This window comes from Pseudomonas sp. P116 (assembly GCF_020149425.1).
Lineage (GTDB): Bacteria > Pseudomonadota > Gammaproteobacteria > Pseudomonadales > Pseudomonadaceae > Aquipseudomonas > Aquipseudomonas anatoliensis.
Map to the genome: position 1 here is coordinate 490,894 of NZ_JACVHB010000004.1, position 22,853 is coordinate 513,746.

Annotated in this window: 20 protein-coding genes; 15 read left to right on the forward strand and 5 right to left on the reverse strand. The window is 58.2% G+C overall.

The features are described 5' to 3' along the window. The first annotated feature begins 37 nt into the window (after positions 1-37). Positions 38-799 carry a TenA family transcriptional regulator gene (locus tag ICA15_RS16640; protein WP_215731397.1) on the forward strand — a complete coding sequence of 254 codons (762 nt, stop codon included), beginning with the start codon at positions 38-40 and terminating at the stop codon, positions 797-799. Between the two features lie 137 nt (positions 800-936). Here the strand turns inward: ICA15_RS16640 and ICA15_RS16645 are convergent, their stop codons facing one another. The 5 genes from ICA15_RS16645 to ICA15_RS16665 form a co-directional block, all read right to left on the reverse strand. Then, positions 937-1,863 carry a GGDEF domain-containing protein gene (locus tag ICA15_RS16645; RefSeq protein WP_210553999.1) on the reverse strand — a complete coding sequence of 309 codons (927 nt, stop codon included), beginning with the start codon at positions 1,861-1,863 and terminating at the stop codon, positions 937-939. 361 nt (positions 1,864-2,224) lie between these two features. Beyond that, positions 2,225-2,965 (reverse strand): YciK family oxidoreductase, encoded by a 741-nt coding sequence (locus tag ICA15_RS16650; RefSeq protein WP_042560369.1) that lies wholly within the window; start codon positions 2,963-2,965, stop codon positions 2,225-2,227. A 113-nt stretch (positions 2,966-3,078) separates the two neighbouring features. Next, positions 3,079-3,750 carry an N-acetylmuramic acid 6-phosphate phosphatase MupP gene (mupP, locus tag ICA15_RS16655; RefSeq protein ID WP_150603294.1) on the reverse strand — a complete coding sequence of 224 codons (672 nt, stop codon included), beginning with the start codon at positions 3,748-3,750 and terminating at the stop codon, positions 3,079-3,081. A 4-nt stretch (positions 3,751-3,754) separates the two neighbouring features. After that, complete coding sequence (gene ubiG, locus ICA15_RS16660; RefSeq protein ID WP_210553998.1) at positions 3,755-4,453, reverse strand: bifunctional 2-polyprenyl-6-hydroxyphenol methylase/3-demethylubiquinol 3-O-methyltransferase UbiG; 699 nt, start codon at positions 4,451-4,453, stop codon at positions 3,755-3,757. 58 nt (positions 4,454-4,511) lie between these two features. Beyond that, positions 4,512-5,846 (reverse strand): TRZ/ATZ family hydrolase, encoded by a 1,335-nt coding sequence (locus tag ICA15_RS16665; protein ID WP_210553997.1) that lies wholly within the window; start codon positions 5,844-5,846, stop codon positions 4,512-4,514. Between the two features lie 108 nt (positions 5,847-5,954). Here ICA15_RS16665 and mtnA point away from each other — a divergent pair, with 108 nt between their 5' ends. The 14 genes from mtnA to rfbA all read left to right on the forward strand — a co-directional run bounded on the left by mtnA (position 5,955) and on the right by rfbA (position 22,801). Beyond that, positions 5,955-7,031 carry an S-methyl-5-thioribose-1-phosphate isomerase gene (gene mtnA / locus ICA15_RS16670; RefSeq protein WP_210553996.1) on the forward strand — a complete coding sequence of 359 codons (1,077 nt, stop codon included), beginning with the start codon at positions 5,955-5,957 and terminating at the stop codon, positions 7,029-7,031. Positions 7,032-7,519: 488 nt separating this feature from the next. Further along, on the forward strand, positions 7,520-10,294 hold the full coding sequence (gene gyrA / locus ICA15_RS16675; RefSeq protein WP_150615977.1) for a DNA gyrase subunit A: 2,775 nt from the start codon (positions 7,520-7,522) through the stop codon (positions 10,292-10,294). Positions 10,295-10,520: 226 nt separating this feature from the next. Next, complete coding sequence (gene serC, locus ICA15_RS16680) at positions 10,521-11,606, forward strand: 3-phosphoserine/phosphohydroxythreonine transaminase (RefSeq protein WP_150603299.1); 1,086 nt, start codon at positions 10,521-10,523, stop codon at positions 11,604-11,606. Further along, complete coding sequence (pheA, locus tag ICA15_RS16685; protein ID WP_210553995.1) at positions 11,606-12,700, forward strand: prephenate dehydratase; 1,095 nt, start codon at positions 11,606-11,608, stop codon at positions 12,698-12,700. Before serC ends, pheA begins: the two co-directional genes overlap by 1 nt. A gap of 13 nt (positions 12,701-12,713) precedes the next feature. After that, the gene (gene hisC / locus ICA15_RS16690; RefSeq protein WP_210553994.1) at positions 12,714-13,826 is read left to right on the forward strand and encodes a histidinol-phosphate transaminase; all 1,113 of its coding nucleotides are present in this window, start codon (positions 12,714-12,716) and stop codon (positions 13,824-13,826) included. 28 nt (positions 13,827-13,854) lie between these two features. Further along, positions 13,855-16,062, forward strand: a complete 2,208-nt coding sequence (locus ICA15_RS16695; protein ID WP_241865730.1) for a bifunctional prephenate dehydrogenase/3-phosphoshikimate 1-carboxyvinyltransferase — start codon at positions 13,855-13,857, stop codon at positions 16,060-16,062. Beyond that, positions 16,059-16,748 (forward strand): (d)CMP kinase, encoded by a 690-nt coding sequence (cmk, locus tag ICA15_RS16700; protein ID WP_210553992.1) that lies wholly within the window; start codon positions 16,059-16,061, stop codon positions 16,746-16,748. The genes ICA15_RS16695 and cmk overlap by 4 nt, the downstream gene beginning before the upstream one ends. A 119-nt stretch (positions 16,749-16,867) precedes the next feature. Further along, the gene (gene rpsA, locus ICA15_RS16705) at positions 16,868-18,550 is read left to right on the forward strand and encodes a 30S ribosomal protein S1 (protein WP_007908431.1); all 1,683 of its coding nucleotides are present in this window, start codon (positions 16,868-16,870) and stop codon (positions 18,548-18,550) included. Positions 18,551-18,743: 193 nt separating this feature from the next. Continuing rightward, positions 18,744-19,022 carry a hypothetical protein gene (locus ICA15_RS16710; protein ID WP_210553991.1) on the forward strand — a complete coding sequence of 93 codons (279 nt, stop codon included), beginning with the start codon at positions 18,744-18,746 and terminating at the stop codon, positions 19,020-19,022. Between the two features lie 150 nt (positions 19,023-19,172). After that, on the forward strand, positions 19,173-19,469 hold the full coding sequence (gene ihfB / locus ICA15_RS16715; protein ID WP_003189779.1) for an integration host factor subunit beta: 297 nt from the start codon (positions 19,173-19,175) through the stop codon (positions 19,467-19,469). A gap of 27 nt (positions 19,470-19,496) precedes the next feature. Further along, on the forward strand, positions 19,497-19,736 hold the full coding sequence (locus ICA15_RS16720) for a lipopolysaccharide assembly protein LapA domain-containing protein (RefSeq protein ID WP_210553990.1): 240 nt from the start codon (positions 19,497-19,499) through the stop codon (positions 19,734-19,736). 223 nt (positions 19,737-19,959) lie between these two features. Next, positions 19,960-21,036, forward strand: coding sequence for a dTDP-glucose 4,6-dehydratase (rfbB, locus tag ICA15_RS16725; RefSeq protein WP_210553989.1), 1,077 nt, complete (start codon positions 19,960-19,962; stop codon positions 21,034-21,036). Further along, positions 21,033-21,914, forward strand: coding sequence for a dTDP-4-dehydrorhamnose reductase (gene rfbD / locus ICA15_RS16730; protein ID WP_210553988.1), 882 nt, complete (start codon positions 21,033-21,035; stop codon positions 21,912-21,914). The genes rfbB and rfbD overlap by 4 nt, the downstream gene beginning before the upstream one ends. Continuing rightward, positions 21,911-22,801, forward strand: a complete 891-nt coding sequence (gene rfbA / locus ICA15_RS16735) for a glucose-1-phosphate thymidylyltransferase RfbA (protein ID WP_210553987.1) — start codon at positions 21,911-21,913, stop codon at positions 22,799-22,801. The genes rfbD and rfbA overlap by 4 nt, the downstream gene beginning before the upstream one ends. Positions 22,802-22,853 lie beyond the last annotated feature (52 nt).

Below are 22,853 nucleotides of genomic sequence, written 5' to 3' on the forward strand. Positions count from 1 at the left end.
AACAGTGATCGACACATTCAACCGAACCGGACCACTCATGGAAGCCGCAAGTTATCCAGGCTGGGCACAACAGCTGATAGATGATTGCAGCGAGAGCAAGCGCCGGGTTGTCGAACATGAACTTTACCTGCGCATGCGTGACAACAAACTCAGCGCCAAAACCATGCGCCAGTACCTGATCGGGGGCTGGCCTGTTGTTGAGCAGTTCGCCTTGTACATGGCGCAGAACCTGACCAAAACCAGGTTTGCCCGTCATCCCGGCGAAGACATGGCGCGGCGTTGGCTGATGCGCAACATTCGCGTCGAGCTCAATCACGCCGATTACTGGGTGCACTGGAGTCGCGCGCATGGGGTAAGCCTGGAGGATCTTCAGGCCCAGCATGTGCCGCCCGAATTACATGCCTTGAGTCATTGGTGCTGGCATACCAGTTCCGCCGATTCACTGATCGTCGCTATCGCCGCGACCAACTACGCCATTGAGGGCGCGACCGGGGAGTGGTCGGCGCTGGTCTGTTCCGATGGCGTGTACGCCGCGGCATTCCCTGAAGAAGATCGCAAGCGTGCGATGAAGTGGCTGAAGATGCACGCCCAGTACGACGATGCTCACCCATGGGAGGCGCTGGAAATCATCTGCACCCTGGCGGGCATGAACCCGAGCGAGGCCTTGCAGGCCGAATTGCGTCAGGCAATCTGCAAGAGCTACGACTACATGTACCTGTTCCTGGAGCGGTGCATGCAATTGGAAACGTCCGAACGTTTGCTGGTAAGCCGTGAGCGCAGGGCTGTGCTCGAGAACTGATTGCTCGGTACAACGCAAAAAAATGTAGGAGTGAGCCTGCTCGCGATGGCGGATTGTCAGTCAACATCATTGTTGAATGTCAGACCGCATCGCGAGCAGGCTCACTCCTACAGTTGTTTTAGGGTGTCTGAAGGGGCTCAGCCCGCCATTGCCAACCGATTCCGCCCCTCACGCTTGGCCACGTACAGCGCGCTGTCGGCACGGCGCAACAGGCTTTCTGCCGATTCACCCGGTAGCAGGGTGGAGCAACCCAGGCTGACCGTCAGCTCGATCAGTTTTCCATCGGCGTAATACTCCGCCGCTTGCGCCGCATAACGCAGACGCTCGCCGACCATCGCCGCGGCTTCCCGGCTGGTGTTGGACAGCATGATCAGAAACTCTTCCCCGCCATAACGAAAGACCATGTCGACGTTGCGCAGTTGGCCCTTGATCGACGCCGCTACGGCTTTAAGCACGTCATCGCCTGCGCTGTGGCCGTGACTGTCGTTGACGCGCTTGAAGTGGTCGATATCCAGCATCAACACCGATAGTGGTTGCACATGCCGTCGAGACATCTCGATCTCACGGTGCAGCGTCTGCTCCATCGCGATGCGATTGCCAGCGCCGGTCAGCGGATCACGCAACGCGCTCTGGGTGGCCGCTCGGTACAGCAAGGCATTGCGCATCGGGTACAGCAACGACGACAGCAGCGATTCGAGATTGCCCTGATCCTGCTCGTTGAAGCGCTGATTGCGGCGAAATACCACTTCGCCCATGTGCTCGCCTTCGTGGCTCAGGGTGTAGCTGACGGAATGGTGGCCGCGTGCGCCGAACTCCAGGCGCAAGTCGCTGCCCTTGTGCTCGTAGCTCAAGGCGTCCAGCGGCACAAGGCGTTGAACCTCGCGGAAAAACAGACCGAGTATGCGTTGCGGTTCGAGACTGGTTTGCAGTTGCAGGCTCATTTGCTGGCGCAATTGCGTCAGGCTGGTCGGGCGTTCCAGAAGTGGAGGAAGCTGACCAAAGCCCAGGCGTTGCAATTTGGCACTGTCAAAGTCAATTGCATTGGTCTGGGAGGGTGATTTCATGTGGCGTGAGCCCCTAAGCAGTAAGTCTGTCTTACAGGCTGGGTGAGAGCGGCTATGGGCTGCGCGTCGTACTGATCCATCAGTCCCGTAGGACATTTGGCGTAAGTTTAGTCTGCCTGATGACGATTAGTAAGCTATCGAACCAGGCCTCGCCCCACTGCCTTCACACGGCATGCTTTGTGGGAAATTAGAGCGAAAGTCGTGCCATTCAGTTCGGTTTTATTTAAACCCATATGAATCAATGGCTTGTGAAAACATTGGGTGGGGAGGTGCTGGATATTTGACTTTATTGTGACGGCCGATAGCGGCAAATGCCTGCCGCGACGGGAATCCGCCGCGGCAACAAAAGCGACGTATGGCATTACTGCGCGTTGAATGCCTGACCGTTGATACCCGTGCTGTCGGGGCCCATCAAGTAGAGGTAGACCGGCATGATGTCCTCCGGTGTCGGATTGTTAAGCGGGTTCTCGCCGGGATAAGCCTGCGCTCGCATGCTGGTGCGGGTGCCGCCCGGGTTGATGCTGTTGGAGCGCACCGGCGCCACGCCGTCGACCTCATCGGCCAGGGTTTGCATCAGGCCTTCGGTGGCGAACTTCGACACACCGTAAGCGCCCCAATACGCACGACCCTTGCGACCGACGCTGCTGGAGGTGAACACCACCGACGCATCCTGCGACAGCTTGAGCAGCGGCAGCAGCGTGCTGGTCAGCATGAACATGGCGTTGACGTTGACCTGCATGACACGCATGAAGTTTTCCCCGGACAACTGCTCGATCGGCGTGCGCGGGCCGATAATCGAAGCGTTGTGCAGGAGGCCGTCGAGGTGGCCGAACTCGGTTTCGATCATCGCTGCCAGTTCATCGTATTGATGGGGCAGGGCGGTTTCGAGGTTGAAGGGTATTACTGCTGGTTGCGGGTGGCCGGCAGCTTCGATTTCGTCGTAGACCTGCGTCAGATTGGCTTCGGTCTTGCCCAGCAGCAATACGGTGGCGCCATGGGCGGCATAGGTTTTCGCGGCGGCCGCGCCAATGCCACGACCGGCACCGGTGACCAGAATGACCCGATCCTTGAGCAATTCGGGACGAGCGGAATAATCAAACATAAAAACCTCACAATCCATTAATAGCTAAAAGATCGCAGCCTGCGGCAGCTCCTACATGAGTTGGGTAACTCCCCCTGTAGGAGCTGCCGCAGGCTGCGATCTTTTGACTTTGATCAGCAGCTGCAGAGCGCGCTATCCAGCACCTTGCGCAACTCCAGCGGATGATCCACCACCACATCCGCGCCCCAGTGCCGCGGGTTGTCGTCCGGATGGATGTAGCCGTAGGTTACCGCGGCCGTTTTGGTCCCGGCATCGCGCCCCGATTCGATATCGCGCAGATCATCGCCCACAAACAGAACGGTCGACGGATCCAGATCAAGCATCTTGCACGCGAGGGTCAGCGGTTCCGGATCCGGCTTGCTGTTCTTCACGTGATCCGGGCAGATCAGCAGCGCCGAGCGCTCGGCCAGCCCCAGTTGCTGCATGATCGGCTCGGCGAAACGCACAGGCTTGTTGGTGACCACGCCCCAGATCAGGTTGGCCTTTTCGATGTCGGCCAGCAGTTCGCTCATGCCGTCGAACAGTTTGCTGTGCACCGCGCAACCGACGAGGTAACGCTCCAGGAACTCCAGACGCAGTTCCTCAAAGCCCGGCGACTCCGGGTCCATCGAAAACGTCACCGCGACCATGGCTTTGGCGCCACCGGAAATCTCGTCGCGAATGTGCTTGTCGTTGATCGGCGGCAAGCCGCGATCCGCGCGCATTGCCTGGCAGATGGCAATGAAGTCCGGCGCGGTGTCGAGCAGGGTGCCGTCCATGTCGAAAAGAACTGCTCTGATGGCCATCGGCTTATTCCTCGCGCAGGGTCTGGATCATGTAGTTGACGTCAACGTCGTTGGCCAGTTTGTAGTGCTTGGTCAGCGGGTTGTAGGTCAGGCCGATGATGTCCTTGACGGTCAGGCCGGCGATGCGGCTCCAGGCGCCCAGCTCGGATGGACGAATGAATTTCTTGAAGTCGTGGGTGCCGCGCGGCAGCAGCTTCATGATGTATTCGGCGCCGATGATCGCGAACAGATAAGCCTTCGGGTTGCGGTTGATGGTCGAGAAGAACACCTGACCGCCCGGCTTGACCATGCGGTAGCAAGCGGCGATGACCGACGATGGATCAGGCACGTGCTCAAGCATTTCCAGGCAGGTCACGACGTCGAACTGCTCGGGCATTTCTTCGGCCAAGTCTTCGGCGGTGATCTGGCGGTACTCGACGCTGACGCCGGACTCCAGTTGATGCAACTGCGCGACCGCCAACGGCGCCTCGCCCATGTCGATGCCCATGACGGTGGCACCGCGCTGGGCCATGGCTTCGCTGAGGATGCCGCCGCCGCAACCGACGTCGAGGACTTTCTTGCCGGCCAGATTGACCCGTTCGTCGATCCAGTTGACCCGCAGCGGGTTGATGTCGTGCAGCGGTTTGAACTCGCTCTCACGGTCCCACCAGCGATGGGCCAGGGCTTCGAATTTGGCGATTTCGGCGTGGTCGACGTTGCTCATGGTTCAATCCTCTAAAACTTGAAAAAGGCTGTAGCCCCGCAGGTTGGCTGCGAGGTGTTTACGATTCGGTGTGTCCGCTGATGCGCTGGCCCCAGGCCCGGGCGGTGGCGCCCAGTTGTTGTTCATCCATGCGCGTCAGGCGCCGGTCGTCGAGCAGTTGTTTGCCGGCGACCCACAGGTGTTTCACGCAATCGCGCCCGGTGGCATATATAAGCTGCGAAACCGGGTCATAGACCGGTTGCTGCGCCAGGCCGGACAGGTCGAAGGCGACGATGTCCGCGGCTTTACCGATTTCCAGCGAGCCAACCTGCGCCTCTATTCCCAGTGCCCGGGCACCGTTGAGCGTAGCCATGCGCAACGCACGATGGGCATCGAGCGCGGTGGCGGAACCGGCGACAGCTTTGGCCAGTAGCGCTGCGGTACGGGTTTCGCCGAGCAGGTCGAGGTCATTGTTGCTCGCCGCACCATCGGTGCCGACCGCGACATTCACGCCAGCCTGCCACAAACGCTCGACCGGGCAGAAGCCGCTGGCCAGCTTCAGGTTCGATTCCGGGCAGTGGATCACGCTGGTGTTGCTTTCTACCAGCAACGCCAGGTCGTCATCGCTGATCTGCGTCATGTGCACCGCCTGGAAGCGCGGGCCGAGCAGGCCCAGTCGGCCTAGACGGGCCAGCGGCCGTTCACCGCGCTGCTCGACCGCTTGCTGCACTTCGAACGCCGTTTCGTGGACGTGCATGTGAATCGACGCGTCCAGCTCCTCGGCAATCACGCGGATTTTCTCGAGATTTTCATCGCCGACGGTGTAGGGTGCATGAGGGCCGAAGGTGATCTTGATGCGCTCGTGATGCTTCAGATCGCCGAACAGCTCGACACCTTGGCGAATGGCCTCATCGGCGCTGGCGGCGCCGGGAATCGGGAAGTCGAGGATCGGAATGGCGATCTGCGCGCGCATTCCACTGTCATGCACGCGTTCGCTGGCGACTTTGGGGAAGAAATACATGTCCGAAAAGCAGGTTATGCCGCCCTTGATCTGCTCGGCGATGGCCAGATCGGTGCCGTCACGAACGAAGTCTTCATCGACCCATTTGGCTTCGGCCGGCCAGATGTGGTTTTCCAGCCAGGTCATCAGCGGCAGATCATCGGCCAGGCCACGGAACAGCGTCATAGCCGCGTGACCGTGGGCGTTGATCAGGCCGGGGCTGAGCAGCACATCCGGCAATTCGCGTACTTCAGTGGCGTTACACTTCAACGCCTCGCTGCGCGGGCCGATAAACACGATGCGACCGTCGCGGATGCCCAGGCCATGCTCCTTGAGCACAACGCCTGCGGGTTCGACGGGTACCAGCCAGGTCGGCAGCAATAATAAGTCGAGCGCAATGGCAGGTTTCGGCATCGAGGGTCGGTTCCAGTGCTTTTGTAAAGGATGGCGAAGTATACCCGAGCGTCTTCGCGGGGGGATCGCTATAATCGGCGGCTTTTGTTCATGAGTGCGGGGTGTGGGATGCGCGATCGACTGTTGGCTGCGGAGAAAGTGAAGGCCATCGATTGGCGAGATGGCGCGCTGCACCTGCTGGATCAGCGTATTTTGCCGTTCGAGGAAACCTGGCTCGCTTACACCAGCGCTGCCGGCGTGGCCGAGGCGATTCGTTCGATGGTGGTGCGTGGCGCCCCGGCGATCGGCATCAGTGCCGCTTATGGCATTGTCCTCGCGGCCCGTACCCGGGTAGCCGAAGGCGGCGACTGGTACGCGGCGCTGGAAGAGGATTTTGCCCTGCTGGCCGCTTCCCGGCCGACGGCGGTCAACCTGTTCTGGGCGCTGGGCCGCATGCACGATCGGCTCGATCGCCTCAAAGGCAATGCCGATCCGCTGGCGGCGCTGGAAGCCGAGGCCATCGCCATCCACGAAAGTGACCGCGAGGCTAACCTGACCATGGCCCAGCTCGGCGTCGATCTGATCCGCAAGCATCAGGGCAACGCTCAGGCGATTCTCACCCACTGCAACACCGGCGCTCTGGCGACCGGCGGTTTTGGCACGGCGCTTGGCGTCATTCGTGCGGCATATCTCGAGGGCATGGTCGAGCGCGTTTATGCCGACGAAACCCGGCCGTGGCTGCAGGGCTCGCGCCTGACAGCATGGGAACTGGCCAACGAAGGCATTCCGGTCACCCTGAATGCCGATTCTGCCGCCGCGCACATCATGAAAACCAAAGGCGTGACCTGGGTGATCGTCGGCGCTGACCGGATCACCGCCAATGGCGACGTGGCCAACAAGATCGGCACTTATCAACTGGCGGTCAATGCCATGCACCATGGCGTGCGTTTCATGGTCGTTGCGCCGAGTTCGACCATCGACATGAATCTGGCCAGCGGCGACGAAATTCCGATTGAAGAGCGCGATGGTGCCGAATTGCTGGAAGTCGGCGGCAAGCGTGTCGGCGCGGACGTTGAGGCGTTCAACCCGGTGTTTGACGTGACACCGGCGGACCTGATCGATGCCATCGTCACCGAAAAGGGCATCGTCGAGCGGCCGGACACGGCAAAAATGGCCCAGCTGATGTGCCGCAAGCGCCTGCATTGACGCTGACACGTTCAAACCGTTGACACCTATTCAATGTAGGAGCTGCCGAAGGCTGCGATCTTTTGACTTTGCTGTCAAAGAAGCAGGATCAAAAGATCGCAGCCTTTGGCAGCTCCTGCAGGGATGTGAGTCGTCATAGATGACCGGGTTTGCTCGCGATGGGGCCCTAAAAGTCAATAAACATCCTCAAACCAACCCCGAATTCTGCATTCAAAGAAGCTCTGAGCCTCTCTCGTCCCCGTTAAGCCTGTCACCAGTCAACTAACTATGCTCCATGCGCGTCTGGGGGATAGGTGCGTGGCGGCCTTTGTGATAACATCCGGCGTTTTCCGAGGCAGCTCCACGGAGCTGTCTTTACTGCGCAAATCCACTCTCCGGATTGTTGATTTGTCGTAAGTCGGCGCACGGCACTCGGCCGTGCCCGACGAGCTTCGTTGCTCCCACATGGATATGACGAAGTTTCACCAGAAAAAGGAATCAGGCTTCTCATGGGCGAACTGGCCAAAGAAATCCTCCCGGTCAATATCGAAGACGAGCTGAAGCAGTCCTACCTCGACTACGCGATGAGCGTGATCGTCGGCCGTGCACTGCCGGATGCGCGCGATGGCCTCAAGCCCGTGCACCGTCGCGTACTGTTCGCGATGAGCGAGCTGGGCAACGACTACAACAAGCCGTACAAGAAATCTGCCCGTGTTGTCGGCGACGTGATCGGTAAGTATCACCCGCACGGTGATACTGCGGTGTACGACACCATCGTCCGCATGGCTCAGCCTTTCTCCCTGCGCTACCTGCTGGTCGACGGTCAGGGCAACTTCGGTTCGGTGGACGGCGACAACGCCGCGGCCATGCGATACACCGAAGTACGCATGACCAAGCTGGCGCACGAGCTGCTGGCCGACCTGCACAAGGAAACCGTGGACTGGGTGCCGAACTACGACGGCACCGAGATGATCCCGGCGGTCATGCCGACGCGGATTCCCAACCTGCTGGTCAACGGCTCCAGCGGTATCGCCGTGGGCATGGCGACCAACATTCCGCCGCACAACCTCGGTGAAGTCATCGACGGTTGCCTGGCGCTCATCGACAACCCTGAGCTGACCGTCGATGAACTGATGCAATACATCCCCGGTCCGGACTTCCCGACCGCCGCGATCATCAACGGTCGCGCCGGCATCATCGAAGCCTACCGCACCGGTCGCGGGCGCATTTACATGCGTGCCCGCTCGATCATCGAGGACATCGACAAGGTCGGTGGTCGTCAGCAGATCGTCATCACCGAACTCCCTTACCAGTTGAACAAGGCGCGTCTGATCGAGAAGATCGCCGAGCTGGTCAAAGAGAAGAAGCTGGAAGGCATCACCGAGCTGCGCGACGAGTCCGACAAGGACGGTATGCGCGTCGTGATCGAACTGCGTCGCGGCGAAGTGCCTGAGGTGATCCTCAACAACCTCTACGCCCAGACCCAGCTGCAAGCGGTGTTCGGCATCAACATCGTCGCGCTGATCGACGGCCGTCCGCGGATCCTCAACCTCAAGGATCTGCTGGAAGCCTTCGTTCGTCACCGCCGCGAAGTCGTCACCCGTCGTACCGTGTTCGAACTGCGTAAAGCCCGTGAGCGTGGCCACATCCTTGAAGGTCAAGCGGTTGCCCTGTCGAACATCGACCCGGTGATCGCCCTGATCAAGGCTTCGCCGACCCCGTCGGAAGCCAAGGAAGCGCTGATCAAGACCGCGTGGGAATCCTCCGCTGTGGTCGCGATGGTTGAGCGTGCCGGTGCTGATTCGTGCCGTCCGGAGACCCTCGATCCGCAATACGGTCTGCGTGAAGGCAAGTACTTCCTGTCGCCAGAGCAGGCGCAAGCCATTCTGGAACTGCGTCTGCACCGTCTGACCGGTCTGGAGCACGAGAAACTGCTGGCCGAGTATCAAGAGATCCTCAACCAGATCGGGGAGCTGATCCGCATCCTCAACAGCGCCGTGCGCCTGATGGAAGTGATCCGCGAAGAGCTGGAAGTGATCCGTGCCGAATACGGCGATGTGCGTCGCACCGAAATTCTCGATGCGCGCCTCGATCTGACTCTGGGTGACATGATCCCGGAAGAAGAGCGTGTCGTGACCATCTCCCACGGTGGCTACGCCAAGACCCAGCCATTGGCTGCGTACCAGGCTCAGCGTCGTGGCGGTAAAGGCAAATCGGCGACCGGCGTCAAGGATGAGGACTACATTGCTCACCTGCTGGTTGCCAACAGCCACACCACGCTGCTGCTGTTCTCCAGCAAGGGCAAGGTGTACTGGCTCAAGACCTACGAGATCCCGGAAGCGTCCCGCGCTGCCCGTGGTCGTCCGCTGGTCAACCTCTTGCCATTGAGCGAGGGCGAATACATCACCACCATGCTGCCGGTCGATCTCGAAGCCATGAAGCGTCAGGCTGATGAAGAAGAAGCCGAAGGCGCCGAGGCTGATGTAGAAGAAATCGAAAACAGCAACGAGACCGACGAAGAGCGCCGCGCGCGCATCAAGGCTGCCGACCGCAAGAAGGCACCGTTCATCTTCATGTCGACTGCCAACGGTACGGTCAAGAAGACCCCGCTGGTGGCCTTCAGCCGTCAGCGTAGCGTTGGTCTGATCGCGCTGGAGCTGGACGAAGGCGACATCCTGATTTCCGCAGCCGTCACCGACGGCGAGCAGGAGATCATGCTGTTCTCCGACGGCGGCAAGGTTACTCGCTTCAAGGAATCCGAAGTTCGCGCCATGGGCCGTACCGCCCGCGGTGTGCGTGGTATGCGTCTGCCGGAAGGTCAGAAGCTGATTTCCATGCTGATCCCGGAAGAAGGCAGCGAGATTCTCACCGCTTCCGAGCGCGGTTATGGCAAGCGTACCGCCATCACCGAGTTCCCTGAGTACAAGCGTGGCGGTCAGGGCGTTATCGCCATGGTCAGCAACGAGCGTAACGGCCGTCTGGTCGGTGCGGTTCAGGTGCAGGACGGCGAAGAGATCATGCTGATCTCCGATCAGGGCACGCTGGTGCGTACCCGTGTCGACGAAGTGTCGAGCCTGGGTCGTAACACTCAAGGTGTCACGCTGATCAAACTGGCCAAGGATGAAACCCTGGTCGGCCTGGAGCGGGTGCAAGAGCCTTCGGAAGTCGAAGGTGAAGAGCTCGAAGGTGAAGAGGGCGAGGAGTTCGAAGGCAATGTCGTGATTGACGACGCTGCCGAAGACCAGCAGCTCGACGCCGCAGCAGACGAAGAACCGCAAGAATAAGCGGACAAGCGAGGGGGCGGATGAGAATTCGCCCCCTTGTTATTTGTCCCGTATGAAAATAACGCAAGACCCTGTAGGAGTTGCCAAAGGCTGCGATCTTTTGATCCTGTTTTTTACAATCAAGATCAAAAGATCGCAGCCTTCGGCAACTCCTGCAGAGGTAGATGTGCAGAATTATCGATTTACAGATTTATTGTGATACCACCAAATCAGAGCGAGATTGGATGTGAGCAAGCGAGCCTATAACTTCTGCGCCGGTCCTGCGGCGCTTCCTGAAGCTGTCCTGCAGCGCGCCCAGGGTGAACTCCTTGATTGGCATGGCAAGGGCTTGTCGGTCATGGAAATGAGCCATCGCAGCGATGAGTTCGTGTCCATTGCCACCCAGGCCGAGCAGGATCTGCGTGACCTGCTGAATATCCCGTCGAACTATAAAGTGCTGTTTCTGCAAGGTGGCGCCAGCCAGCAATTCGCGCAGATTCCACTGAACCTGCTGCCTGAAGGCGGCTCGGCCGACTATATCGACACCGGTATCTGGTCGCAGAAAGCCATCGAAGAAGCCTCGCGCTACGGCCATGTCAACGTTGCCGCCACCGCCAAGCCTTACGACTATTTCGCCATCCCCGGCCAGAACGAGTGGAACCTGTCGAAAGACGCCGCTTACGTTCACTACGCGCCGAACGAAACCATTGGCGGTCTGGAATTCCAATGGATTCCGGAAGTCGGTGACGTGCCATTGGTGGCGGACATGTCTTCGGACATTCTGTCGCGTCCAGTCGATGTCTCGCGTTTCGGCATGATCTACGCCGGCGCACAAAAGAATATTGGCCCGAGCGGCATCGTCGTCAACATCATTCGCGAAGACTTGCTCGGCAAGGCGCGTGCGCTGTGTCCGACCATGCTCGACTACAAAGTCGCGGCGGATAACGGCTCGATGTACAACACGCCGCCGACGCTGGCTTGGTATCTGTCCGGTCTGGTGTTCCAGTGGCTGAAAGAGCAGGGTGGCGTCGAAGCCATCGCCAAGCTGAACGACACCAAACAGCGCACGCTGTACGACTTCATCGACGCCAGCGGCCTCTACAGCAACCCGATCAACAAGTCGGATCGCTCGTGGATGAACGTGCCGTTCCGTCTGGCTGATGATCGTCTCGACAAGCCGTTCCTGGTCGGTGCCGAAGAGCGCGGTCTGCTCAACCTCAAGGGTCACCGCTCGGTGGGCGGCATGCGCGCCTCCATCTACAACGCCGTCGACATCACCGCCGTTAATGCGCTGGTGGCGTACATGGCTGAATTCGAGAAGGAACACGGCTGATGTCCGAGCAAGAACTCAAGGCACTGCGCGTTCGCATTGACGCTCTTGACACCAAAGTCATGGAGCTGATCAGTGAGCGTGCGCGTTGCGCCCAGGAAGTCGCGCGAGTAAAGATGGCCTCGCTGGCCGAAGGCGAAGTGCCGGTGTTCTATCGTCCTGAGCGCGAAGCCCAGGTGCTCAAGCGAGTGATGGAGCGCAATCAGGGGCCGTTGGGCAACGAAGAAATGGCGCGGTTGTTCCGCGAAATCATGTCTTCGTGTCTGGCGCTGGAGCAGCCGCTGAAAGTGGCTTACCTCGGCCCTGAGGGCACCTTCACTCAGGCTGCGGCCATGAAACACTTCGGTCACGCAGTGATCAGCAAGCCGATGGCGGCAATCGACGAAGTGTTCCGTGAAGTGGCGGCCGGTGCGGTGAATTTTGGCGTGGTGCCGGTGGAAAACTCCACCGAAGGCGCGGTCAACCATACCCTCGACAGCTTCCTCGAGCACGACATGGTGATTTGTGGCGAAGTCGAGCTGCGCATCCACCATCACCTGTTGGTCGGTGAAAACACCAAGACCGACAGCATCACCCGCATCTATTCCCATGCTCAGTCGCTGGCCCAGTGCCGCAAGTGGCTGGACGCGCATTACCCGAATGTCGAGCGCGTTGCAGTGTCCAGCAATGCCGAGGCGGCCAAGCGGGTTAAAGGCGAGTGGAATTCTGCGGCGATTGCGGGCGACATGGCGGCCGGTCTGTATGGTCTGACGCGTCTGGCCGAAAAGATCGAAGATCGCCCGGACAACTCCACGCGCTTCCTGATGATTGGTAACCAGGAAGTGCCGCCGACCGGCGACGACAAGACCTCGATCATCGTGTCCATGAGCAACAAACCCGGCGCGCTCCATGAGCTGCTGGTGCCTTTCCATGACAACGGGATCGACCTGACTCGCATCGAAACCCGGCCGTCGCGCAGCGGCAAATGGACCTACGTGTTCTTCATCGACTTCGTCGGCCACCACCGTGATCCCTTGATCAAAGGTGTACTGGAAAAGATCAGTCAGGAAGCAGTAGCACTCAAAGTGCTGGGTTCCTACCCGAAAGCAGTTCTGTAAGGGGCGGTAGTAAATGAGTGGCAATTTCCTCGCTCTGGCACAGCCGGGCGTGCAACAACTTTCGCCGTACGTTCCGGGCAAGCCTGTGGACGAACTGGCGCGCGAGCTGGATCTGGATTCGGCGAAAATCGTCAAGCTGGCAAGCAACGAAAACCCATTGGGCGCCAGTCCTAAAGCCTTGGCGGCGATTCGCGAAGAGCTAGCCGAGCTGACTCGTTATCCTGACGGTAACGGTTTCGCACTCAAGTCGCTGCTGGCCGAACAGTGCCGCGTCGAGCTGAACCAGGTCACGCTGGGCAATGGCTCCAACGACATTCTTGAGCTGGTGGCGCGCGCCTATCTGGCGCCGGGCCTGAATGCTGTGTTCAGCGTACATGCGTTCGCGGTGTATCCGATCGCGACTCAAGCGGTCGGCGCTCAGGCCAAAGTAGTGCCAGCCAAGGATTGGGGGCACGACCTGCCTGCAATGCTGGCGGCCATCGATGCCAACACCCGCGTGGTGTTCATCGCCAACCCGAACAACCCGACCGGCACCTGGTTCGGCGCCGAGGCGCTGGACGAGTTTCTGCAGGATGTTCCGGAGCATGTACTGGTGGTCCTGGATGAGGCCTACATCGAGTACGCCGAAGGCAGTGACTTGCCGGATGGTCTGGATTTCCTCGCGGCGTACCCGAACCTTCTGGTTTCGCGCACCTTCTCCAAGGCCTATGGTCTGGCGGCATTGCGCGTTGGCTACGGTCTGTCGACTCCGGTAGTGGCGGACGTGCTGAACCGTGTTCGCCAGCCATTCAACGTCAACAGCCTGGCCCTTGCGGCTGCCTGTGCGGCGTTGAAAGACGAGGAGTATCTGGCGCAAAGCCGTCAGCTCAACGAGTCCGGCATGCAGCAGTTGCAAGCCGGTTTCCGTGAGCTGGGTCTTGGCTGGATCGAGTCCAAAGGCAACTTCATCTGCGTCGATCTCGCTCAGGTGGCAGCTCCGGTGTTCCAGGGCTTGCTGGCCGAAGGGGTGATCGTGCGCCCGGTGGCCAATTACGGCATGCCGAATCACCTGCGGATCACCATTGGTCTGCCGGCCGAAAACAGCCGTTTCCTCGAAGCGCTGCGCAAGGTTCTGGCTCGTGGGTGATGTCACTGCTCTGCAATCTGCTGCACCTATGATCGGTCGCCTTGTAGTGGTCGGTCTGGGGTTGATCGGTGGTTCGTTCGCCAAAGGCTTGCGTGAAAGTGGTGTTTGTCGCGAAGTGGTCGGGGTCGATCTCGATGCGCAATCGCGCAAGCTGGCGGTTGAGTTGGGTGTGGTGGATCGCTGTGAAGACGATCTGACGGCTGCCTGTCAGGGCGCTGACGTGATTCAGTTGGCGGTGCCGATTCTGGCCATGGAAAAAGTCCTCGCACGTTTGGCGAGCATGGATCTGGGTCAGGCGATTCTGACTGATGTCGGCAGTGCCAAAGGCAATGTGGTGCGCGCGGCGACCGAGGCGTTTGGCGGCATGCCGGCGCGGTTCGTGCCGGGCCATCCGATTGCCGGCTCCGAGCAGAGTGGGGTGGAAGCCTCCAATGCCGAACTGTTCCGTCGTCATAAAGTGATCCTGACGCCGCTTGAGCAAACCGATCCGGCTGCGCTGGCGATCGTTGATCGGTTGTGGCGCGAATTGGGTGCCGACGTCGAGCACATGCAGGTCGAACGTCACGATGAAGTGCTGGCCGCAACCAGTCATTTGCCGCACCTGCTGGCCTTCGGTCTGGTTGACTCGTTGGCCAAGCGCAATGAAAACCTTGAGATCTTCCGTTACGCTGCCGGTGGTTTCCGCGATTTCACAAGAATCGCCGGAAGCGACCCGGTGATGTGGCACGACATCTTCCTCGCCAACCGCGAGGCTGTTCTGCGCACACTCGATACATTTCGCAGCGACCTCGACGCCTTGCGCGACGCGGTCGATGCAGGGGATGGGCACCAATTGTTGGGCGTTTTCACTCGCGCCCGGGTTGCTCGTGAGCATTTCAGTAAAATCCTGGCCCGCAGGGCCTATGTGGACGCTATGAATTCCAACGATCTGATCTTCCTGGCTCAACCTGGTGGCCGCCTGTCCGGTCGGATTCGCGTACCGGGCGACAAATCCATTTCCCACCGTTCGATCATGCTCGGCTCGCTGGCCGAAGGCGTCACCGAAGTCGAAGGTTTCCTTGAGGGTGAAGACGCCCTGGCAACCTTGCAGGCGTTCCGCGACATGGGCGTGGTCATCGAGGGCCCGCATCACGGCCGCGTGACCATTCACGGTGTCGGCCTGCATGGCCTGAAACCTGCGCCGGGTCCGATCTATCTGGGCAACTCCGGTACGTCGATGCGTCTGCTGTCCGGCCTGTTGGCGGCGCAGAATTTCGACAGCACCCTGACCGGCGATGCTTCCCTGTCCAAGCGTCCGATGAATCGCGTGGCCAACCCGCTGCGTGAAATGGGCGCGGTGATTGAAACCGCCGCCGAAGGGCGTCCGCCGATGACTATTCGTGGCGGGCACAAGCTCAAAGGTCTGACCTACACCATGCCGATGGCCAGTGCTCAGGTTAAATCCTGCTTGCTGCTGGCGGGTCTGTACGCTGAAGGCAAGACCACCGTCACCGAGCCAGCGCCAACTCGCGATCACACCGAGCGCATGTTGCGCGGCTTCGGTTACCCGGTGAGCGTTGAAGGCGCGACTGCATCGGTCGAGTCCGGCGGCAAGCTGACCGCAACCCATATCGAAGTGCCGGGCGACATCTCGTCTTCCGCGTTTTTCCTGGTGGCGGCTTCGATCGCCGAGGGTTCCGAGCTGGTGCTTGAGCACGTCGGTATCAACCCGACCCGTACCGGTGTCATCGACATCCTGCGCCTGATGGGCGCGGACATTACTCTGGAAAACCAGCGTGAAGTCGGCGGCGAACCAGTGGCTGACCTGCGTGTGCGAGCAGCCAAGCTCAAAGGTATCGAGATTCCTGAAGAGTTGGTGCCGCTGGCCATCGACGAGTTCCCGGTGCTGTTCGTGGCCGCGGCCTGTGCCGAAGGGCGCACCGTGCTGACCGGCGCCGAAGAGCTGCGGGTCAAGGAATCGGATCGCATCCAGGTCATGGCGGACGGTTTGCTGGCGCTGGGTGTCAAGTGCGAACCGACCCCGGACGGCATCATCATCGACGGCGGCCAGATCGGCGGCGGCGAAGTGCATGGTCACGGCGATCACCGTATCGCCATGGCATTCAGCGTGGCTTCGTTGCGCGCCACTGCGCCGATTCGCATCCATGATTGCGCCAACGTCGCGACATCGTTCCCGAACTTCCTCGCGCTGTGTGCGCAGGTCGGTATTCGTGTGGCACAAGAGGCTCAGTCGTGAAAAAAATTGCACCGGTCATCACCATTGATGGGCCAAGCGGCTCGGGCAAAGGCACGGTAGCCGGGATTCTGGCCAAACGTCTGGGCTGGAACCTGCTGGATTCCGGTGCGCTTTACCGCTTGCTGGCGTTTGCTGCGCACAATCACGGTGTCGACCTGACCAATGAAGAGCTGCTGAAGAAACTTGCCGCTCATCTGGATGTGCAATTCATCGCGGCGACCGACGGTCAGCTGCAGCGCATCATTCTGGAAGGTGACGAAGTCAGCGATGTCATTCGTACTGAAAGCGTCGGTTCCGGCGCCTCTCAAGTGGCTGCATTGCCCGCCGTGCGCGAGGCGCTGCTGCAGCGTCAACGCGCGTTCCAGGAGGCGCCGGGTCTGGTGGCCGATGGTCGCGACATGGGTACGGTGGTTTTTCCGACCGCACCACTGAAGATTTTTCTGACCGCCAGTGCCGAGGAGAGAGCGCGCCGTCGATATTTGCAGTTGAAGGGCAAAGTCGAGGGTGTTAGTCTGTCGAGTCTGCTAGATGAGATCCGTGCACGCGATGAGCGTGATACCCAGCGCGCAGTAGCCCCGCTCAAGCCGGCGGCTGATGCCATACAGCTGGATTCCACGGAGTTGTCCATCGATCAGGTGCTTGAACGCATCATGAGCGAGATCGCCATTCGCGATATCGCCGGGTGACCAAGAAGGTTGCAGGGGACCAGTCATAGTCCTGCGGCGCTTCTTCTATATGAAACTAACCCACACCGTCTGGGGTGTGGAGATGGGCGTATCCTTCGCCCTCATTTACAGGAATTAAAATGAGCGAAAGCTTTGCGGAACTCTTTGAAGAAAGCCTAAAAACCCTGAACCTTCAGGCAGGCTCCATCATCACCGGTGTTATCGTTGATATCGATTACCAAGCTCGCTGGGTAACCGTTCACGCTGGCCTGAAGTCTGAAGCACTCATCCCGCTTGAGCAGTTCTACAACGACGCTGGCGATCTGACTATCAATGTCGGTGACGAAGTTCACGTTGCTCTGGACTCGGTTGAAGACGGTTTCGGTGAAACCAAGCTGTCCCGTGAAAAAGCCAAGCGCGCTGAATGCTGGATCGTTCTGGAAGCTGCCTTCGCAGCCGAGGAAGTGGTCAAGGGCGTTATCAACGGTAAGGTTAAAGGCGGCTTCACTGTCGACGTTAACGGCATCCGTGCGTTCCTGCCAGGTTCCCTGGTTGACGTCCGTCCAGTGCGCGACACCACGCACCTGGAAGGCAAAGAGCTGGAATTCAAGGTCATCAAGCTGGACCAGAAGCGCAACAACGTTGTCGTTTCCCGTCGCAGCGTCCTGGAAGCCGAGAACTCCGCCGAGCGTGAAGCTCTGCTGGAATCCCTGCAGGAAGGCCAGCAAGTCAAAGGTATCGTCAAAAACCTCACCGATTACGGCGCATTCGTCGATCTGGGTGGCGTGGACGGCCTGCTGCACATCACCGACATGGCCTGGAAGCGCATCAAGCATCCTTCCGAGATCGTCAACGTTGGTGACGAAATCGACGTTAAGGTTCTGAAGTACGATCGCGAACGCAATCGTGTTTCCCTGGGCCTGAAGCAGCTGGGCGAAGATCCATGGGTTGCTATCAAAGCCCGTTACCCAGAAAGCACTCGCGTTACCGCTCGTGTAACCAACCTGACCGACTACGGCTGCTTCGCTGAGCTGGAAGAAGGCGTTGAAGGTCTGGTACACGTTTCCGAAATGGACTGGACCAACAAGAACATCCACCCTTCGAAAGTCGTACAAGTCGGCGACGAAGTGGAAGTTATGGTTCTGGACATCGACGAAGAGCGTCGTCGTATCTCCCTGGGCATCAAGCAGTGCAAATCTAACCCATGGGAAGATTTCTCTGGCCAGTTCAACAAGGGCGATAAAATCTCCGGCACCATCAAGTCGATCACCGATTTCGGTATCTTCATTGGTCTGGACGGCGGCATCGACGGCCTGGTTCACCTGTCCGACATCTCCTGGAACGAAGTTGGCGAAGAAGCTGTTCGTCGTTTCAAGAAGGGCGACGAGCTGGACACCGTTATCCTGTCGGTTGACCCAGAGCGCGAGCGTATCTCCCTGGGTATCAAGCAACTGGAAAGCGATCCGTTCTCCGAGTACGTTCAAGAGAACGACAAAGGCGCAATCGTTAAAGGTACTGTGAAAGAAGTTGACGCCAAAGGCGCCATCATCGTTCTGGCCGACGATATCGAAGCGACTCTGAAAGCCTCCGAAATCAGCCGTGACCGCGTTGAAGACGCGCGCAACGTTCTGAAAGAAGGCCAGGAAGTAGAAGCCAAGATCATCAGCGTTGATCGCAAGAGCCGCGTAATCCAGCTCTCCATCAAGTCGAAAGACGATGCTGAAGAGAAAGAAGCTATCCAAAGCCTGAAGGCTGAAGAAGCTCCTGCTGGCGACACCACCATGGCGGCACTGCTGCGCCAGGCAATGGCCAAACAGAACTAAGTTCTGCTTGATCATTAAAAAGGGCGACTTCGGTCGCCCTTTTTTGTGCCTGCGATTTGATGCACTGCTTCAGCGCGTGAAACCAATTCCTTTGCTCGTAGGTCTGTTTCTTTAATCGGATCAATCGTCTATTCACGACTAAGCTTGGTCTTAAGCGTGTAGTCGTCGGGCATGGCCTGGCATAAGGAAGTGGATGAACAAGTTTATTGTCATTGCAGTGTTGCTGGCGTTGGCAGGTTGCACCACAAGTGCGAAGACCCATGCCGTGCGCGGCGTCAGTGGTATAGAGGTCGACTGTTCCGGACTGGGCTCTGGCTGGGAGAAGTGCCAAAAGCGTGCGGCGAAGGAGTGCAAGGGTGCAGGTTACAAAGTCATTACGCGATCTGACGATGCCAAGGATGAGGATGATTACCCGTTCGGCTTCAACCCTGCGGGCTTCGTGACTCGGACCATGGTGGTGATCTGTCGCTGATCTCGCGTGATCCGGTCAGGTGTTGATGCCCTGAAAATGGGCGTTTGGACGCGGAGGAAGATATGTCAATCCCTGGGCTGTTCAAATTCTTCCGGGCGTGCTAAAACCTTTCAAGCGCTGATCTAGCTGCTTGAAAAAGAAGGGAAAAATATGACGAAGTCGGAGTTGATCGAACGAATTGTCACCCATCAAGGGCTGCTCTCATCCAAGGATGTGGAGCTGGCCATCAAGACCATGCTTGAACAAATGTCCCAATGCCTGGCCACTGGTGATCGCATCGAGATCCGTGGGTTCGGCAGCTTCTCCCTGCACTATCGCGCGCCGCGCGTTGGTCGCAATCCCAAGACCGGCCAGTCCGTCAGTCTGGATGGCAAATTCGTTCCGCACTTCAAGCCGGGCAAAGAACTGCGCGATCGTGTGAACGAAGAAGAGGAGGAGGGGGTTTGACAGTGGCAATCTTTCAGGGAGCTGGTCATGCGTAACTTGAAGCGCATACTTCTCGGCGTTTTTATTCTTTTGCTGGTGTTGGTGATTTTGGCGTTTGTGCTTGAGAATCAGCAGTCGGTATCTTTGTTGTTTCTTGGGCTGTCTGGTCCGCAGTTGCCAGTCTCGTTGGTCGTCGTACTGGCGTTGCTCATTGGTATGTTGATCGGGCCAATACTCGGCTGGTTCTTGGGGCGTTCCTCCAGGGCTGCGCGAAAACGACTGGTCTGAGAACGAGAGGTGCAGGGCATCTGTCGAAATTGCTCTCCAACCTATCTTTATCCATTAGTAAAACCGTCATTAAGCTGTAAAATGCAACCCTTGTTCGATAGTGCCTTGTTGCACGTCGTTTCAGACTGACACTGACGGATGCCACTACTTGATGGCTTCTGCATTCATGGATTAGACAGCGCTCTTTGTTGGCTCTGTCCGCAGCTCAAGGGTATCGTTTCGCGTGAAAATTCTAGTTACCGGCGGCGCCGGATTCATCGGCTCGGCAGTCATTCGTCACATCATCTCCAATACCACCGACTCCGTCGTTAACGTCGATAAGCTGACCTACGCCGGTAACCTCGAGTCGCTGGCAGAAGTCAGTCAGGATTCGCGTTACGCATTTGAGCGCGTGGATATCTGTGATCGCGATCAGATCGACCGTGTTCTGCGTGAGCACCAGCCGGATGCAATCATGCACCTGGCCGCGGAGTCTCACGTTGATCGCTCGATTTCCGGCCCTTCAGAGTTCATCCAGACCAACATCATCGGTACTTACACTTTGCTGGAAGCCGCACGCCATTATTGGGCTGCGTTGGATGATGCGCGCAAGACTAACTTCCGCTTCCATCACATTTCGACTGATGAAGTTTACGGAGACCTCGAAGGTCCGGAAGATCTCTTCACCGAAACCACGCCGTATCAGCCAAGCTCGCCATATTCGGCCAGCAAGGCCAGTTCCGATCACCTTGTTCGCGCTTGGGCGCGTACCTATGGCCTGCCAACACTGGTAACCAATTGCTCGAACAACTATGGCCCATGCCACTTCCCTGAGAAGTTGATCCCGCTGATCATTCTCAATGCGCTGGAAGGCAAGCCGCTGCCGGTTTATGGCAAAGGCAATCAAGTTCGTGACTGGCTGTATGTAGAAGATCACGCTCGTGCGTTGTACAAAGTCGTTACCGAAGGTGTGATCGGTGAGACTTACAACATTGGTGGTCACAACGAAAAACAAAACATCGAAGTGGTGCATACCCTCTGTGCATTGCTCGATGAATTGCGTCCGGATTCGGCGCATCGGCCACATTCGAGCTTGATCACATATGTTCAGGATCGCCCGGGTCACGATCAGCGTTACGCAATCGATGCGAGCAAGATCCAGCGCGAACTGGGCTGGACTCCGGAAGAAACCTTCGAAACCGGTATTCGCAAGACCGTTGAATGGTATCTGAACAACACTGAATGGGTTGAGCACGTGAAGAGCGGTAGCTACCAGCAGTGGATCGATCAGAACTATAGCGATCGCTCGAGCAAAGCATGAAGATCCTGCTTTTAGGAAAAAACGGCCAGGTGGGTTGGGAGCTGCAACGTTCTCTTGCACCGCTCGGTGAATTGATTGCCCTTGACCGCAACTCGGGTGGTGATCTGTCCGACTTGGACGCATTACGCGAGACCATTCGCCTGGTCAAACCTGATGTTATTGTCAACGCTGCCGCCTACACTGCGGTTGATAAGGCTGAGTCAGAAACCGAGCTGGCCGACCGGGTCAACGGTGGGGCATGTCAGGTCATGGCTGATGAGGCCATGTTCCTGGGCGCGTGGTTAATTCACTACTCGACCGACTATGTGTTCAGCGGTCAAGGTTCTCAGCGCTGGCAGGAAACTGATCAAGTCGCCCCCGTGAATCACTATGGCGCCAGCAAGCTGGCTGGTGAGCAAGCGATTATCGCATCGGGTTGCAAGCATCTGATCTTCCGCACCAGTTGGGTGTATGGCGCTCGTGGCAACAATTTCGCTAAAACCATGTTGCGTCTGGCCAAGGATCGCGAAACCCTTAGCGTTATCGCCGACCAAGTTGGTGCGCCGACGGGTGCAGACCTGATTGCCGACGTGACTGCATCGGCTATTCAGCAGGTCATGCATCGCCCTGAATTGGCGGGCCTATATCACTTGGCCGCCAGCGGCGAAGTTTCTTGGCATGGCTACGCCAGTCATGTGATCGATTTTGCGCAGACAAATGGTGAGGAACTCGCCGTTACGGCGATCAATCCGATTGATACTTCTGCGTATCCAACACCTGCGCGTCGTCCCCTGAACTCCCGATTGAATACTCAGAAACTGCGCGACAATTTTTCTCTACACTTGCCGGATTGGCAAAGTGGTGTAACCCGAATGCTTAGGGAAGTTCTGAACAAATGACCACGACAAATCGTAAAGGCATCATCCTCGCTGGCGGATCGGGAACGCGTCTGCACCCGCTCACGCTTGGTGTCTCCAAGCAAATGCTGCCGATCTATGACAAGCCGATGATCTTTTATCCGCTGTCGGTCCTGATGCTGGCAGGGATGCGCGAAATCCTGATTATCTCCACGCCTGAGGACTTGCCGTTATTCCGCAAGTTGTTGGGCGATGGCAGCCTGTATGGCATCAAGTTGACCTATGCAGAACAACCTACTCCGGATGGTCTCGCTCAGGCGTTCATTATCGGTGAGGAATTTATTGGTCAGGATCCTTGCTGCCTGATCCTCGGCGACAATATTTTCTATGGCCAGCACTTCTCGGACAATTTGCGTTCGGCGACCGAACAGAAGAGCGGCGCGACCGTGTTCGGTTATCACGTTTCAGATCCCGAGCGTTTTGGTGTAGTCGAGTTCGATGCTAAGGGCCGAGCGCTCAGCATTGAAGAGAAACCACTAAACCCAAAATCCAACTACGCAGTAACGGGTCTTTATTTCTACGACAACGAAGTTGTGGAAATAGCCAAGAACATCAAACCGTCTGAGCGTGGTGAGCTGGAAATTACCGACGTAAACCGCGTTTATCTTGAGCGCAAGTCCCTCAGTGTCGAAATGCTTGGTCGTGGTTTCGCTTGGCTCGACACGGGCACTCACGACTCGTTGCTCGAGGCCAGTCACTTTGTGCACACCATCGAACAGCGCCAAGGTCTGAAAGTCGCTTGCCTGGAAGAGATCGCTTACCACAACGGCTGGATTTCTGCCGAGCAGTTGGGTGAACAAGCCAACGCGTTGAAAAAGACTGGCTACGGTCAGTACCTCCAGAAACTTCTGGATTCACCTTCGCACTGATTCAAACACCAGTTCCCGTCGAACATCAGCGTTTTTTCAGTGCAGCAGGAAT

Bases quoted from the DNA above. Each gene is read 5' to 3' on its own strand.
- ICA15_RS16640 (WP_215731397.1), top strand. From the start codon at position 38: ATGGAAGCCGCAAGTTATCCAGGCTGGGCACAACAGCTGATAGATGAT.
- ubiG (WP_210553998.1), bottom strand. From the start codon at position 4,453: ATGAGCAACGTCGACCACGCCGAAATCGCCAAATTCGAAGCCCTGGCC.
- hisC (WP_210553994.1), top strand. From the start codon at position 12,714: ATGAGTGGCAATTTCCTCGCTCTGGCACAGCCGGGCGTGCAACAACTT.
- mupP (WP_150603294.1), bottom strand. From the start codon at position 3,750: ATGGCCATCAGAGCAGTTCTTTTCGACATGGACGGCACCCTGCTCGAC.
- rpsA (WP_007908431.1), top strand. From the start codon at position 16,868: ATGAGCGAAAGCTTTGCGGAACTCTTTGAAGAAAGCCTAAAAACCCTG.
- ICA15_RS16645 (WP_210553999.1), bottom strand. From the start codon at position 1,863: ATGAAATCACCCTCCCAGACCAATGCAATTGACTTTGACAGTGCCAAA.
- rfbA (WP_210553987.1), top strand. From the start codon at position 21,911: ATGACCACGACAAATCGTAAAGGCATCATCCTCGCTGGCGGATCGGGA.
- ICA15_RS16695 (WP_241865730.1), top strand. From the start codon at position 13,855: ATGATCGGTCGCCTTGTAGTGGTCGGTCTGGGGTTGATCGGTGGTTCG.
- ICA15_RS16710 (WP_210553991.1), top strand. From the start codon at position 18,744: ATGAACAAGTTTATTGTCATTGCAGTGTTGCTGGCGTTGGCAGGTTGC.
- ICA15_RS16665 (WP_210553997.1), bottom strand. From the start codon at position 5,846: ATGCCGAAACCTGCCATTGCGCTCGACTTATTATTGCTGCCGACCTGG.
- pheA (WP_210553995.1), top strand. From the start codon at position 11,606: ATGTCCGAGCAAGAACTCAAGGCACTGCGCGTTCGCATTGACGCTCTT.
- gyrA (WP_150615977.1), top strand. From the start codon at position 7,520: ATGGGCGAACTGGCCAAAGAAATCCTCCCGGTCAATATCGAAGACGAG.
- ihfB (WP_003189779.1), top strand. From the start codon at position 19,173: ATGACGAAGTCGGAGTTGATCGAACGAATTGTCACCCATCAAGGGCTG.
- mtnA (WP_210553996.1), top strand. From the start codon at position 5,955: ATGCGCGATCGACTGTTGGCTGCGGAGAAAGTGAAGGCCATCGATTGG.
- ICA15_RS16650 (WP_042560369.1), bottom strand. From the start codon at position 2,965: ATGTTTGATTATTCCGCTCGTCCCGAATTGCTCAAGGATCGGGTCATT.
- rfbD (WP_210553988.1), top strand. From the start codon at position 21,033: ATGAAGATCCTGCTTTTAGGAAAAAACGGCCAGGTGGGTTGGGAGCTG.
- ICA15_RS16720 (WP_210553990.1), top strand. From the start codon at position 19,497: ATGCGTAACTTGAAGCGCATACTTCTCGGCGTTTTTATTCTTTTGCTG.